This window comes from Glaciimonas sp. GNP009 (genome assembly GCF_054343755.1).
The window spans coordinates 5,137,628-5,151,043 of sequence record NZ_JBTGUV010000004.1 but is presented as its reverse complement, the minus strand read 5'-3'; the positions used below and the strand labels follow the sequence as shown (position 1 = coordinate 5,151,043).

Genomic DNA, 13,416 nt, shown 5'->3' with positions numbered 1-13,416 from the left:
ATTTTTTAATTTGAAGTGCTAATAATATTTGGCAATTAACGGGCGCAGCGTTATGCTGGCGCCCGTTTGTGTTTAAACGCAGTGTTTTTTTTTGCGATGGGTTCCTAGTCCAAATTGTTATGGCCTTTTTTGTCTTTTAATGGCGATATTTTTTAAGTGGAGTTGGTGTGAGGCGAATCGTTCTCGGCGTGCAATATGATGGCACTCCTTGGCAGGGGTGGCAAACGCAACCTAGCGGCAAGACCGTTCAGGATCGGTTAGAGCTTGCCTTGCAAAAATTCACGCAGGGTAAAGTTTCGACCATTTGCGCTGGGCGTACTGATTCAGGTGTTCATGCGCTTGAACAGGTGGTGCATTTTGATACCCCATTGGCGCGAGACGCATCGTCTTGGGTACGTGGATTGAATGCTTTTTTACCGCCATCCATCGCGGTACGTTGGGCTTGCGAAGTACCGCATGCTGAAGTAACCGACCACGTTGATGGTGACCAACAATTTCATGCACGCTTTAGCGCAACTGCGCGTACTTATCATTACTTACTTTACAACCATCCAATTCGATCGCCCTTGTTGGTGAATAAGGTGGGGTGGGCTTTTCGCCCACTTGATCTGGCGTTAATGCAGGCGGCCGCAGAGCACTTTGTTGGCACGCACGACTTTTCAGCTTTTCGAGCAATCGAATGCCAGGCACGTTCTCCTGTTCGTACTGTGCATGAGGTAAATATTGCCCGCAGTGGTGATCTGGTTGTCTTCACCCTACGCGCAAATGCATTTTTGCATCATATGGTGCGTAATATGATCGGCTCGTTAATTTTCGTTGGCATCGGAAAACAGTCCCCTGAATGGATAGCGGACTTACTTTTACAGCAAGATCGGAGTCGGGCCGCGCCAACGTTTATGCCGGACGGCTTATATTTGGCGAAAGTTGAATACGACCAAAAATGGAAACTACCGCAGCAACAAAGTAAAATATTACCTTGGTTATAATCCGTATATAGTCAAAACAGATCAATATTTATGGCCAATATTGACGTTATTTGTGGAGGTTCGTCATTGGAGCTCAGAGTGAATAAAGTGGATGCCTAAAGCACTCCTTTGCTAAGTTTTGTGTGAATCTCTGCGAAATAGATGATTCGTATCTATTTTTACTCATATTATTACCTCTATAAACATGATCCAGCGTACCCGAATCAAAATTTGCGGTTTGACACGTGAGCAAGATGTTGCGGCAGCGGTTTCTGCTGGCGCGGATGCTATAGGCTTTGTTTTTTATGCAAAAAGTCCACGTTTTGTTTCGCCTCAACGAGCAGCGCAACTAATTGCTACATTGCCACCGTTCGTTACTGCGGTAGGATTATTCGTCAATGCGACGGCCGATGAGGTCGCTGCGACAGTTGATGTGGCCCCGTTGTCTTTGTTGCAATTTCATGGTGACGAATCGGTTTTGCAATGCAATGAAGCAGCTAAACGTGTCAATCGCCCTTTTTTGCGCGCAATGCGTGTAGGTGTTGCAACAGTCGCCAGCGATTTGATAGAGTACAATCGTACATATCGATCTGATGGTCGGCTATTTGCCGGTTTGTTGCTCGATACCTTGGTAGATGGTTATGGTGGTAGCGGAAAGGTTTTTGATTGGTCTCTCATCCCAAAAGAACTCGCGCCTCAGGTCGTTTTAAGTGGTGGCTTGAGCGTACAAAACGCGACTGACGCGGTGGTACGTGTTCGTCCTTTTGCGGTCGATATCAGCAGTGGTGTCGAACAAGAAAAGGGCGTAAAGGATCCCGCAAAGATCCGTGCTTTTATCGAAGCCGTACGTCAAGCAGATACAGTGCCTGAGTAAGTTTTGTTCGCAATCCACTGAACCGCGCGAATTCTGCGGTGCATGTGCGGCGAGTCCTATTATCTTTAGTGCATTGTGGGTGCTATATTCGCCAGCAGTATTAACTGCAGATTGTTGGCTACGGTTTAAGACGAGATCTATTGATAGTGCTCAGTATTTTTTGCGCACTTTGAGGTGACTAAATGCCCTCAATAAAAGTCAATGAGCAGTCAATCAGCCATTTTCAGAAAGAAAAAGATGAAAGAATTAAATCCGCTTGAGCACTTTGCTGAGCGCCAACCACCCGCCACCGCGACCTTACAACAAGCTGCACATTACAATTTGCCTGATGCAAGGGGTCACTTTGGTATGTATGGCGGCAGCTTTGTGTCAGAAACCTTGACACTTGCCCTCAAAGAATTGACGGAAGCTTATGCGCACTACCAGTATCAACCGGAATTTGTTGCTGAATATGAAAGTGAACTGAAACATTTCGTTGGTCGCCCAAGTCCGATATATCACGCTAAACGCTGGTCTGAGCAAATGGGCGGTGCACAAATTTATTTCAAGCGCGAAGACTTGAACCATACAGGCGCCCACAAAATTAACAATGTGATCGGACAAGCATTGCTGGCCAAGCGCATGGGTAAACCTCGCGTGATCGCGGAAACCGGTGCGGGACAGCATGGTGTCGCAACAGCTACGATCTGTGCCCGTTTTGGCTTGGAATGTGTGGTTTATATGGGTAGTGAAGACATCAAGCGTCAAAAACAAAATGTCTACCGAATGAATCTGCTAGGTGCCACAGTCGTGCCTGTTGAATCAGGATCAAAGACATTGAAAGATGCGCTCAATGAAGCGATGCGAGATTGGGTGACGAATGTTGAGGATACGTTCTATATCATCGGCACTGTTGCAGGACCACATCCTTATCCGATGATGGTTCGTGATTTTCAGTCTGTCATTGGTGAAGAGTGCCTGATACAGATGCCGGAAATGATCGGTCGCCAACCGGATTATGTGGTCGCGTGCGTCGGCGGCGGTTCAAATGCAATGGGTATTTTCTATCCTTATATAGACCATCATGACGTCCGTTTGATCGGTGTTGAAGCGGCGGGTGAAGGATTGGCAAGCGGCAAGCACTCAGCCTCATTGACTGCTGGTTCACCCGGTGTTTTGCATGGCAACCGAACATATTTGCTCCAAGATGCGAACGGTCAAGTCATTGAAACGCATTCGGTTTCTGCCGGCCTGGACTATCCGGGCGTTGGTCCTGAGCACGCATGGTTGAAGGACTGTGGTCGTGCGACCTATGAGACGATCACTGACGATGAGGCGCTTGATGCATTTCACACCTGTTGCCTTATTGAGGGAATTATTCCCGCTCTGGAATCCAGTCATGCGTTAGCCTACGCTGCCAAACTTGCAGCGACTTTGCCGAGAGATAAAATTATTTTGGCAAACTTGTCTGGTCGTGGTGACAAGGATATGCATACTGTGGCTGAGCGGTTGAAGTCGGCATAGCGTTAATACAAAATCGCCACCATGGGGAAACCCGTTGGTGGCGATACGCTCTGATCTACATGATCATGATTTGCCGAACGCAGACTGAATGTATTTCGATGGATAGATTTTAAGCGATTTATCTCAAACAACTTGTTAGGCCGAGCTTGTTCTGCTTAATTTAATCAATAGCTCACGAAAATTTTTCTAAGACAACCATGTCACGAATCCAGACTACGTTGGCCGCACTGGCCGCAAATAACAAAAAGGGTCTGATCCCGTTTATCACCGCTGGTGATCCAGATCCAGAGTTGACCGTACCATTGATGCACGCTCTGGTCGCTGGCGGTGCCGACATTCTTGAGTTGGGTGTCCCATTTTCTGATCCAATGGCCGAAGGCCCTGTTATCCAGCGGGCATGCGAACGCGCGCTTAAATTCAATGTCAGCCTGCATGACGTGTTAGGGTATGTACGGGTTTTTCGGCAGACCAATACCCATACGCCAGTCGTGTTGATGGGATACGCTAATCCCCTCGAACGGATGGGCGTGGATGTTTTTATTAGTGCTGCAAAAGAAGCGGGCATTGATGGCACCATCGTTGTCGATTATCCACCCGAGGAGTGTGAAGAGTTTGCGCATAAGATGCGCCTCAATGGCATGGATCCTATCTTCCTGCTCGCGCCGACTTCTACTGAAGAGCGGATCAAGCAGGTTGCCGAAGTTGGCGGTGGTTTCGCGTATTGCGTATCGCTTAAGGGCGTGACGGGTTCGGCTAATATCGATATCGCTGAAGTCACGAAGCGCATCGAAGCAATTCGCAAGCACGTTAAGTTGCCTATTGGTGTCGGTTTTGGTATTCGCGATGCAGCTACCGCTAAAGCAGTGGCGCAAGTAGCGGATGCAGTTGTCATCGGAAGTCGCATTATTCAGGAACTTGAAAATACCCCGCGTGAGCATGCTGTTGCAGCGGTGCAAACATTTATCAGCGGTATTCGGAAAGCTTTGGACGAATAATTTCCGTCGTACTCGCGCAGGCCTGGTTAATGGCGTTAACAAAAATTTGCTAAATTGGCATTTAATCTTCAATCACTAAGTTTGTGTAGAAACAGCGATTTACTATCGCTGTTTTTTGGTTGAAGGTACAATTCGGCAAGTAAAAAATATGAAGGAGGTCGCTCTATGAGTTGGCTTGAAAAACTACTCCCGCCCCGTATCCAGCGCAGTGACTCGGCAACCCGCAAATCGATCCCGGAAGGACTGTGGGTTAAATGCCCTTCCTGTGAAGCGGTGTTATACCGGACTGACCTGGAATCCAACATTCATGTCTGCCCAAAGTGCAGCCATCATTTGCGTATTCGCGCGCGTGACCGTCTGGATGCGCTTCTGGATGCTGGTGGACGCTATGAAATTGGCCAGGAAACATTGCCTATTGATACGCTTAAATTTAAAGATAGTAAAAAATATCCGGATCGCCTCAAAGCGGCGATGGAAGCTACCGGTGAAACCGACGCACTTATCGTGTTGGGTGGCGCTATTATGACGTTGCCTGTTGTGGTCGCCTGTTTTGAGTTTGAGTTTATGGGTGGCTCAATGGGCTCTGTTGTCGGTGAGCGGTTTGTTCGCGGTGCACAAGCTGCGCTTGAGCAAAAAGTACCGTTTATCTGCATTACAGCGACCGGTGGAGCGCGTATGCAAGAGGGTTTATTGTCGTTATTGCAAATGGCAAAAACGACAGCAATGCTAACTAAATTGTCGGAAAAGAAATTGCCGTATATAAGCGTCCTAACTGATCCGACCATGGGTGGGGTATCTGCGTCATTTGCATTTATGGGTGATGTTGTGATCGCGGAGCCGAAAGCGTTAATTGGTTTTGCGGGTCCACGCGTGATCGAAAATACTGTGCGCGAAAAACTGCCTGAAGGATTTCAGCGGTCTGAGTTTCTAGTCACTAAAGGCGCAGTCGATATGATCGTCGATCGACGCAAGATGCGCGAAGAGATCGCGCGTTTGCTAGCCTTATTGCAGAATCAACCAGCCGAAACGCTCGCTTGATGTGTTTTTTTTGATCTGAGCTGATGATCGACATTTGGTTACAGAAATTGCCTGATTGATATTACTCAAAATCTGATAGCCCGAATCGCTTTCTGTTCGGGCTATTGTTTTGTTAAATGACTAATTTATGCCTACATCGTTAACTTCTCCACTCGCAGCAAGCCATCCCACCACGTTAGACGATTGGCTTGAACTGCTCGAGTCGCGCCACTTTAAAACCATTGATATGGGCTTGGATCGTGTCAAGCTCGTAAAAGAACGACTCAACCTCAGGTTTTCTTGTCCTGTCATCATGGTCGCTGGAACCAACGGAAAAGGCTCAACATGTGCGATGTTGGAGTCAATGCTATTACGCGCTGGCTACAAAGTAGGGCTGTACATCAAGCCACATTTCTTGAAATTCAATGAACGCGCGCAGTTAAACGGCGAGTCAGCCTCTGACGATGTGCTGATTGCCAGTTTTGAAGCTGTTGAAGCGCAACGTGGAGATGTTTCGCTAACGTATTTTGAATTTACGACCCTTGCCATTATGCATTTGCTTGCCTCTGCCGATCTAGAGGTGGTGATATTGGAAGTTGGTCTGGGCGGGCGTCTGGATGCTGTCAATGTGATTGATGCAGATATCGCCATTGTGACCAGCATTGATATCGATCACACTGATTACCTTGGTGATACCCGGGAAAAAATAGGTTTTGAGAAGGCGGGTATTTTCCGGGCTGGAAAAACCGCTATTTGTAGTGATCCAGTGCCGCCTCAATCACTTATTGACCATGCCATTGCAATCGGCGCTGATCTTTGGTTACTGGGTCGTGATTTTAACTACACTGGGGATAAGCAGCAGTGGAACTATGGTGGACGCACCCAGCGTCGCAACTCTCTAGGCTATCCAAGCCTTCGCGGTGCCAATCAATTGTTGAATGCATCCGCAGCATTAGCAGCATTGGAGGCTTTACGTTACCAATTACCAGTTAGTGCCCAAGAGGTGCGAACCGGACTTGTGACTGTGGAGTTGCCGGCGCGTTTTCAAGTGATGCCAGGACAACCACTCGTGGTATTAGACGTGGCACACAATCCTCACGCAGCCGCTACATTGGGTCAGAATCTAGAGAACATGGGCTTTCATCCTTACACCTTTGGCATATTTGGTGTGATGCTCGATAAGGATATCCAAGGTATCGTTTCCCAGTTAAAAAGCAGAATTGATCATTGGTGTGTCACTGATTTGCCGTTACCGCGTGCCGCGACAGCAGAGCAAATTCGGCAATGCTTGCAAGATGCTGGAGTCGAAGCGCAAGAAGGGCCAAAAGCAGAATCTACCATTCAAAATTTCAGTACTCCCGCAGAAGCCTATGCAAATGCACTGAGTAGAGCAGGCGAGAATGATAGAATTGTGGTTTTCGGATCTTTCCTGACAGTTGCTGATGTAATGAAGGCAAGGAAATCCGGATTTCACTGACAATATGCGCTGCAACGTGTGGTGCAAACTCAGTCCATATTTTAGTATTGCTTTTTAAAATTAAATAGATATCGCATGGGTTTGTTCTCTTTCTTCCGTAAAAATAAACAACAGCCTAGCTCTGAGCAGAGCGCCTATCATTCGCGCGCTGAAGATGACACCAGTGCCATCCGTGCAAGTAGGAAACGCAAAATTTCCAGTAATCAGAGCAATGATCCGGCCGATCCGGTTCTGCCGGAAAAAAAACGTGCGCGACGTCGTTTAGTTGGTGCAGTAGCTTTAGTGTTGGCGGTAGTCATTGTGTTGCCGATGGTATTGGATTCCGAACCGAAACCGCTAGCCGACGATATTTCGATCCAGATTCCTTCACGCGACAAACCTGCGGCAGTAGTCGCAGCGGATGCTCCGGCAAATCGTGCTACGACTTCATCCAAATCATCTGCTTCGTCTGATATGACCGGTACGATCGGCGGGCTGGATAAGCAGGAGGAAATTATTGATCCAGCGAGTACACCTGCAAGCGCGCCGATTTCTGCTTTAAGTCAACCGCAAGTTTCGGACAAGGGTGCCATTACGAGTGTATCGCCTGTGATGCCGTCTTTGCCTTCAGCCGATAACGCTGACGTCGCGCCAGTAGCGCCAGTAACTTCAGAGGCTAAGCCTGAAGCAAAAATTGTCGCCAAGCCTAAAGTAGAAACCAAGCCAAAAGTTGAAGCAAAGGATGAGCGAAAGTCACGTCCGGAACCTAAACTAGACGCAAGGGCAGAGGATCACCCTACAATAAACGAATCACAGGACGATTCTGCGCGTGCGGCAGCGATTTTAAACGGCGGCAACGCGGCTCCTTCAGCCGAAAAGAAACAGGGCAAATTTGTGATTCAAGTAGCGGCCTTAGCGTCGCAAGAAAAAGTAGATGAGTTGCAAGGAAAGTTAACCGATGCAGGCATTCGGTCTTACACGCAAAAGGTCAAGACCTCTGCCGGAGAGCGAATCAGGATCCGGGTTGGGCCATTTTCCAGCAAAGAAGAGGCCGAAAAGGCGCGTGCAAAGTTAGTGCCGTTGGGATTGTCAGGCAGCTTGGTACCAGCTTGAATTTGATGCAAAGCAACCTCATATAGGCTGCTCTGTGAGAGTGACCTGAAATCCGTTTGCGAGAATCATGTTGGTGCGATTGATCGCCCCGTTGATCGACACAGATGAGGGTTGCAATTGATTGACCAGAAAGGTACCGCAAAATGCCCGATATATTTACGGGCTAACGATCTTTGAACCGGTTTAGAGGCAGCGTGACGATTTTTGATTATCTGGTATTGTTCGTCCTGATTTGTTCAGTACTCATTAGCACTTTACGTGGATTGGTTAAAGAAATCCTGTCTCTTGCAAGTTGGGCAATTGCCCTCTTCGTTGCCAACGCATATGGCGAAAGTCTGGCAGCATTACTACCCGAGGTCATTCCTGGTACGGTGACGCGCTTGATTGTTGCCTTTATAGCCTTGTTTATAGGCGTCAGATTTCTCATGATGCTCTTAAGCATGGCATTGGATGGCGTGATCCATGCGAGTGGTCTTAGCATTGCAGATCGCAGTTTAGGTGGCCTGTTTGGCCTGGTCAAAGGTTTGGTAATCATATTGGCAGTAGTATTGGTCTGCGGCACCACGGCGATTCCGAAACAATTATTTTGGCGGGACGCTATATTTAGCCCGTATGCCGAAAAGACTGCGATGACTGCTTTACCGTTTTTGCCTGTCGCATTTGCGCAGCACGTAAAATTTTAAACACCAATTTTGAATTTGTAATTTGTATTATTTGTATTATTTGCATAGCTTGTATTGCTTCCTCGAAATGTTTTGTTTAGGAGTCCACCATGTGTGGCATAGTCGGCATCGCCTCTCACAACCCCGCCAATCAATTGATTTACGATGCATTGCTGCTGTTGCAGCATCGTGGTCAGGATGCAGCGGGAATCGCAACTAATCACGGTAACGGATTTTTTATGCACAAGGCCAACGGCCTCGTGCGGGATGTTTTCCGGACCAGAAACATGCGGTCTTTGCCAGGTAATTTCGGCATCGGTCAAGTGCGCTATCCAACTGCTGGCAGCGCCAGCGCGGAAGAAGCGCAACCGTTTTACGTCAATGCGCCGTTTGGTATCATTTTGGCCCATAACGGCAATTTGACTAACGCTGAACAACTCAAAATTGAGATGTTCAAAAATGACCGTCGTCATATCAACACCGATTCTGACACTGAAGTTTTGCTGAACGTGCTTGCGCATGAAATACAGCAAGCGACTATCGGATACTCTCTTGACCCAGACGCGCTGTTTAAAGCCGTTGCTATTGTTCATCAACGGGTTCGTGGTTCTTATGCGGTAGTAGCCCAAATTGCCGGGCATGGCCTGTTGGCATTCCGCGATCCTTATGGCATTCGTCCATTATGTATAGGGATCAATGAGACAGAAAAAGGCACTGAATACGTCATCGCCAGCGAATCAGTCGCGCTGGAAGGCTTGGGGTTCCGCTTCTTGCGTGACGTCGTGCCGGGTGAGGCGATATTTATCGATATAGAAGGAAACTTGTACAATCAACAATGTGCAGACAATCCAACCTTAAATCCATGCGCCTTTGAGTTCGTCTATCTCGCACGTCCCGATTCGATCATTGATGGTGCATCAGTTTATGCGACCCGTCTGAAAATGGGCGAATACCTGGCCGACAAGATCAAACGCGAATTTTCCAGCGGTGATATTGATGTGGTTATGCCGATTCCTGATTCATCGCGCCCTGCGGCGATTCAACTGGCACTCAAACTGAACATTGAATACCGTGAAGGTTTCATCAAAAATAGATACATTGGACGTACCTTTTTGATGCCCGGACAAGCGATTCGCAAGAAGTCGGTGCGCCAAAAGCTCAATGCCATCGGGTCTGAATTTAAAGGCAAAACTGTGCTGTTGGTCGATGACTCTATTGTGCGCGGTACTACTAGTCGCGAAATCGTACAAATGGCACGTGATTCTGGTGCAAAGCGCGTCATTTTTGCTTCAGCAGCGCCACCGGTAAAGTTTCCAAACGTGTATGGCATTGATATGCCGACCCGTGGCGAGTTGATCGCTTATGGTCGTACAGACGAAGAAGTTTGTCGCGAAATTACTGCGGATGCTTTGGTGTATCAGGATATTGACGCACTCAAGCGGTCAATTTCAGATGTCAATCCAGCGCTGAAAAATTTCGAGGCTTCCTGTTTCGACGGTCACTACATTACTGGCGATATCTCTCGTGACTATTTGGATCATATTGAATTTGTGCGTAACAATCCAAAAGCGGAAATCGAAGATGGTGTGCGTTCCCAACTGAATCTTGCCAATTTCGACTAATACAGACAAAAAATCTGTTCGCAATGGGCGGACAGATGTTGTTTGTCCATGTTGGTGACGAGAATAAACTGGAAATGGTTGTAGATCATGACTAAAACAGAGCAAAAAAATGCCTATGGGTTTACCACTACGGTGGTTCATGGGGATCGGCAAAAAACCATAGAGCATGGTTCTTTACATAAGCCGGTACATACTTCAGTGACCTACGGTTACCAGGATGCGCGTCAGTTAGCCGAAGTTTTTCAAGGCAGAGCACAAGGTTATCGCTATGGTCGGCAGGGCAATCCTACCGTCGCTGCGTTGGAAGATAAAGTCAACTTAATGGAAGGTGGTTTCGCCACCATCTGTTTCGCCACTGGCATGGCGGCGATTGGCGCTGTTGCGCAAAGCTTGCTGCGTGCGGGTGATCATGTGGTATCGACGGCATTTTTGTTCGGCAATACTGCTAGCGTATGGCAAACGATTCAAGGGCAGGGCATTGATGTTTCGATGGTTGACGTCACCGCTGTTGCGCAGGTTGAAGCCGCGCTGACCGCTAATACGCGCCTGGTGTTCGTTGAAACAGTCGCCAATCCACGTACCCAGATTGCAGATTTAAAGCTCATCGGCGAGCTATGCCGTGCTCGGGGGATTCTGTTTGTCGTTGATAACACGATGACTTCGCCGTACCTGTTTCAGCCAAAGATCGTTGGAGCGAGTCTGGTGGTTAACTCGTTGACCAAATCGATCGGTGGTCATGGTAACGCTTTAGGTGGCGCATTAACTGACACTGGTTTATTCGACTGGAGTCAATATCCGAACATACTGGCCAGCTATAAAAAACTCCCCCCGGCGCAGTGGGGAATGGCGCAAGTCAGGGCAAAGAGTTTACGTGATTTCGGTGCTGCAATTGGTCCGGAAGCAGCCCATCACATCGCCGTCGGTGCGGAAACCATGGCACTGCGAATGGACCGCAGTAGCGCGAACGCACTAGCCGTGGCCCAAATGTTGGAGGCCGATCCACGGGTTGCAGTGGTGCATTATCCAGGCTTGAAATCTCACCCGCAACATGCCCTTGCAAGTGAATTGTTTCGCTCCTTTGGTTACTTGCTTAGCTTTGAGTTGAAGCCTGAGATTGATTGTTTTGAATATCTGAATCGTATGAAATTGGGTATTTCTGCGACACATTTAGGTGATAATCGCACCTTGGTGTTGCCTGTTGCGCATACAATTTTTTATGAAATGGGCCCTGAAGCACGTGCGCGGATGGGAATTTCAGAGTCGTTGATTCGGGTATCGATTGGGATTGAAGATACGGAAGATTTAGTGGCTGATTTTAAGCAGGCATTGGATCACTAATCGTCTTTTCACTATTTATGCTGAAAACTGTCTTCATGCTATGAGGCTGAAAGCCACAAGACCAATAAGGTTTCGTGGCTTTTTTTATGGATGAATCTTTGCCGTTTGCCTTGATAATTTTCGCAATCAGCGTGCACTCTTTTTGATCATTGGAAGCGGTGACTAAATCGTCGTGCGGTCCAACCACTTTGGCACATTGGTTGGAACAAATGCCTTAAAACGCGCCAACAATGCAGCGCCATCAGGTGCATTGATGAGCATGTCTGCCTGTTCTGCTTTAAGAAAGCGTTGGGATACCATATGCTGAATAAATGCGATGAGGCCATCGTAAAAGCCGGTTACATTTAACAGACCGATCGGTTTTTGATGAAAGCCTAGTTGCGCCCAAGTAAAGACCTCAAATAATTCTTCCAGCGTACCAATTCCGCCCGGCATCGCGATAAAACCATCGGATAACTCTGCCATCATCGCCTTGCGTTCGTGCATGTCTTTGACAATGTGTAGTTTTGTCAGGCCTGTGTGTCCAAGTTCTTTCTCCATCAAGGCCATTGGAATGACGCCGGTGGCAACGCCTCCAAGCCGTATTACTTCGTCAGCGATGACGCCCATCAATCCCACGTTGCCACCGCCATATACCAACGCAATATTGTCATCGACCATTTGTTGCGCAAGCGAACGCGCTGCTTGTGCGTAAAGAGGAGATGATCCCGGTGAAGAGCCGCAATAAATGCAAAGTGATTTAATCCGAAGTGATGTCATTTTTTGATTGTTAGTAAAAGAGAGACTATTTTTTTATTAAGAAGGTGGGGGAACGTCACCATTTTCCTTCAAATATTTCGCGGTGAGCTCTTCAAATTGCTGAAGGGTTTCACCACGCAAATACGGATGCATTAAAGACAGAACCTGATAACAACCGCTGGCGAGTGCTTTTTCGACAACCGCTTGCTCGGTATATTTACGTGGATTCAATACATATTGATAGGACAACCAGTAACTGGCGGTGACGACCATGTTGGTCGAGAGAGTATCGATTTCAATAGCGTTGACTGCGAGGGTGTTCTCTTGCTGTAAGCCTTGGCAAAGTTGTTTTACTACCTTAATTTTATGGCCGAAGATCACTTTGAACTGGAGTTCTAAAGTGCGGTTACGTGACAATAAATCGCTTAGATCACGATAAAAAAATCGATAGCGCCAAATCAGTTCGAACATTAAATGGAGATACTTCCAGACGTTCTGCATGGTCGGCCTACCGCCTGGCGGTACGGTCAGCATACGACTCATTTCTTCCTCGAACGTCACGAAAATCGAATTGACGATGTCGTCTTTATTGCGGAAGTGATAGTACAAATTTCCTGGCGAAATTTTCATCTCGTCGGCAATGATAGTGGTCGTGATATTGGGTTCACCGAATTCGTTGAAAAGCCGTAACGACAGTTCCAGAATTTTTTCCCTTGTACGGCGTGGCACCTTTTGTTCCATGATTTTTCTTTCCGAAAATTTCTATACCAGGTGAACAACACAACTCTGCATATAAGCTGTTAAAGATTGTATAGTGTTTCCGTTAAGCTACTTAAACAGAAAGTAAAATCATGTTTATATAGGCTTTTTTTGTGTTCTTTTAGCTATTTATGTGATGTTTCGTTGTTGTGAAACAATGATTCCCGACATAGCCTATTTTCCTAAATTATCCAGTAAGTCAGAAAGTCTACATTTGATGCATTTTAGGACACGTTTGACGACATATTTTATGTTAATCAGAAAAGCGGCAGACGCCCCGGTAGATGTGTAATATAAATGCTCTATCGGATTCTAAAGGCTTTGATTGATTGACCTTGTTATAGATCATTTGGCTTTAATCAGGCGTCAATTGA

General features: G+C 47.2%; 12 protein-coding genes. 10 read left to right on the top strand and 2 right to left on the bottom strand.

Annotated features, from left to right (window positions below; genetic code table 11):
* Positions 1-167: 167 nt before the first annotated feature.
* From truA to ACXX82_RS23640, 10 genes are all read left to right on the top strand, one after another.
* Entirely contained in the window at positions 168-986 is an 819-nt protein-coding gene (gene truA / locus ACXX82_RS23685) for a tRNA pseudouridine(38-40) synthase TruA (protein ID WP_458563835.1), read from the top strand.
* Between the two features lie 184 nt (positions 987-1,170).
* Entirely contained in the window at positions 1,171-1,839 is a 669-nt protein-coding gene (locus ACXX82_RS23680; protein ID WP_458563834.1) for a phosphoribosylanthranilate isomerase, read from the top strand.
* A gap of 237 nt (positions 1,840-2,076) precedes the next feature.
* Positions 2,077-3,342 carry a tryptophan synthase subunit beta gene (gene trpB / locus ACXX82_RS23675; RefSeq protein WP_458563833.1) on the top strand — a complete coding sequence of 422 codons (1,266 nt, stop codon included), beginning with the start codon at positions 2,077-2,079 and terminating at the stop codon, positions 3,340-3,342.
* A 197-nt stretch (positions 3,343-3,539) separates the two neighbouring features.
* The gene (trpA, locus tag ACXX82_RS23670) at positions 3,540-4,337 is read left to right on the top strand and encodes a tryptophan synthase subunit alpha (protein ID WP_322238977.1); all 798 of its coding nucleotides are present in this window, start codon (positions 3,540-3,542) and stop codon (positions 4,335-4,337) included.
* Between the two features lie 165 nt (positions 4,338-4,502).
* Positions 4,503-5,375: an acetyl-CoA carboxylase, carboxyltransferase subunit beta gene (accD, locus tag ACXX82_RS23665; RefSeq protein WP_322238975.1), complete on the top strand. Its 873-nt coding sequence runs from the start codon at positions 4,503-4,505 to the stop codon at positions 5,373-5,375.
* A gap of 127 nt (positions 5,376-5,502) precedes the next feature.
* A complete protein-coding gene (folC, locus tag ACXX82_RS23660) occupies positions 5,503-6,831 on the top strand; it encodes a bifunctional tetrahydrofolate synthase/dihydrofolate synthase (protein WP_322238973.1) in 1,329 nt (442 codons plus the stop codon).
* Positions 6,832-6,906: 75 nt separating this feature from the next.
* Positions 6,907-7,923 (top strand): SPOR domain-containing protein, encoded by a 1,017-nt coding sequence (locus tag ACXX82_RS23655; RefSeq protein WP_458563832.1) that lies wholly within the window; start codon positions 6,907-6,909, stop codon positions 7,921-7,923.
* Positions 7,924-8,117: 194 nt separating this feature from the next.
* The gene (locus tag ACXX82_RS23650; RefSeq protein ID WP_458563831.1) at positions 8,118-8,606 is read left to right on the top strand and encodes a CvpA family protein; all 489 of its coding nucleotides are present in this window, start codon (positions 8,118-8,120) and stop codon (positions 8,604-8,606) included.
* An 89-nt stretch (positions 8,607-8,695) separates the two neighbouring features.
* Positions 8,696-10,207, top strand: coding sequence for an amidophosphoribosyltransferase (gene purF, locus ACXX82_RS23645; protein ID WP_322238967.1), 1,512 nt, complete (start codon positions 8,696-8,698; stop codon positions 10,205-10,207).
* Positions 10,208-10,294: 87 nt separating this feature from the next.
* Positions 10,295-11,545, top strand: coding sequence for a cystathionine gamma-synthase family protein (locus ACXX82_RS23640; protein WP_322238965.1), 1,251 nt, complete (start codon positions 10,295-10,297; stop codon positions 11,543-11,545).
* A gap of 162 nt (positions 11,546-11,707) precedes the next feature.
* Here the strand turns inward: ACXX82_RS23640 and ACXX82_RS23635 are convergent, their stop codons facing one another.
* The gene (locus tag ACXX82_RS23635; RefSeq protein WP_322240677.1) at positions 11,708-12,289 is read right to left on the bottom strand and encodes an LOG family protein; all 582 of its coding nucleotides are present in this window, start codon (positions 12,287-12,289) and stop codon (positions 11,708-11,710) included.
* Between the two features lie 51 nt (positions 12,290-12,340).
* On the bottom strand, positions 12,341-13,024 hold the full coding sequence (locus ACXX82_RS23630; protein WP_322238963.1) for a TetR/AcrR family transcriptional regulator: 684 nt from the start codon (positions 13,022-13,024) through the stop codon (positions 12,341-12,343).
* Positions 13,025-13,416 lie beyond the last annotated feature (392 nt).

What these genes read in the sequence shown, in the direction of transcription:
- ACXX82_RS23680 (WP_458563834.1), top strand. Translation starts at nt 1,171, where the DNA reads ATGATCCAGCGTACCCGAATCAAAATTTGCGGTTTGACACGTGAGCAA.
- trpB (WP_458563833.1), top strand. Translation starts at nt 2,077, where the DNA reads ATGAAAGAATTAAATCCGCTTGAGCACTTTGCTGAGCGCCAACCACCC.
- trpA (WP_322238977.1), top strand. Translation starts at nt 3,540, where the DNA reads ATGTCACGAATCCAGACTACGTTGGCCGCACTGGCCGCAAATAACAAA.
- accD (WP_322238975.1), top strand. Translation starts at nt 4,503, where the DNA reads ATGAGTTGGCTTGAAAAACTACTCCCGCCCCGTATCCAGCGCAGTGAC.
- folC (WP_322238973.1), top strand. Translation starts at nt 5,503, where the DNA reads ATGCCTACATCGTTAACTTCTCCACTCGCAGCAAGCCATCCCACCACG.
- ACXX82_RS23655 (WP_458563832.1), top strand. Translation starts at nt 6,907, where the DNA reads ATGGGTTTGTTCTCTTTCTTCCGTAAAAATAAACAACAGCCTAGCTCT.
- purF (WP_322238967.1), top strand. Translation starts at nt 8,696, where the DNA reads ATGTGTGGCATAGTCGGCATCGCCTCTCACAACCCCGCCAATCAATTG.
- ACXX82_RS23640 (WP_322238965.1), top strand. Translation starts at nt 10,295, where the DNA reads ATGACTAAAACAGAGCAAAAAAATGCCTATGGGTTTACCACTACGGTG.
- ACXX82_RS23630 (WP_322238963.1), bottom strand. Translation starts at nt 13,024, where the DNA reads ATGGAACAAAAGGTGCCACGCCGTACAAGGGAAAAAATTCTGGAACTG.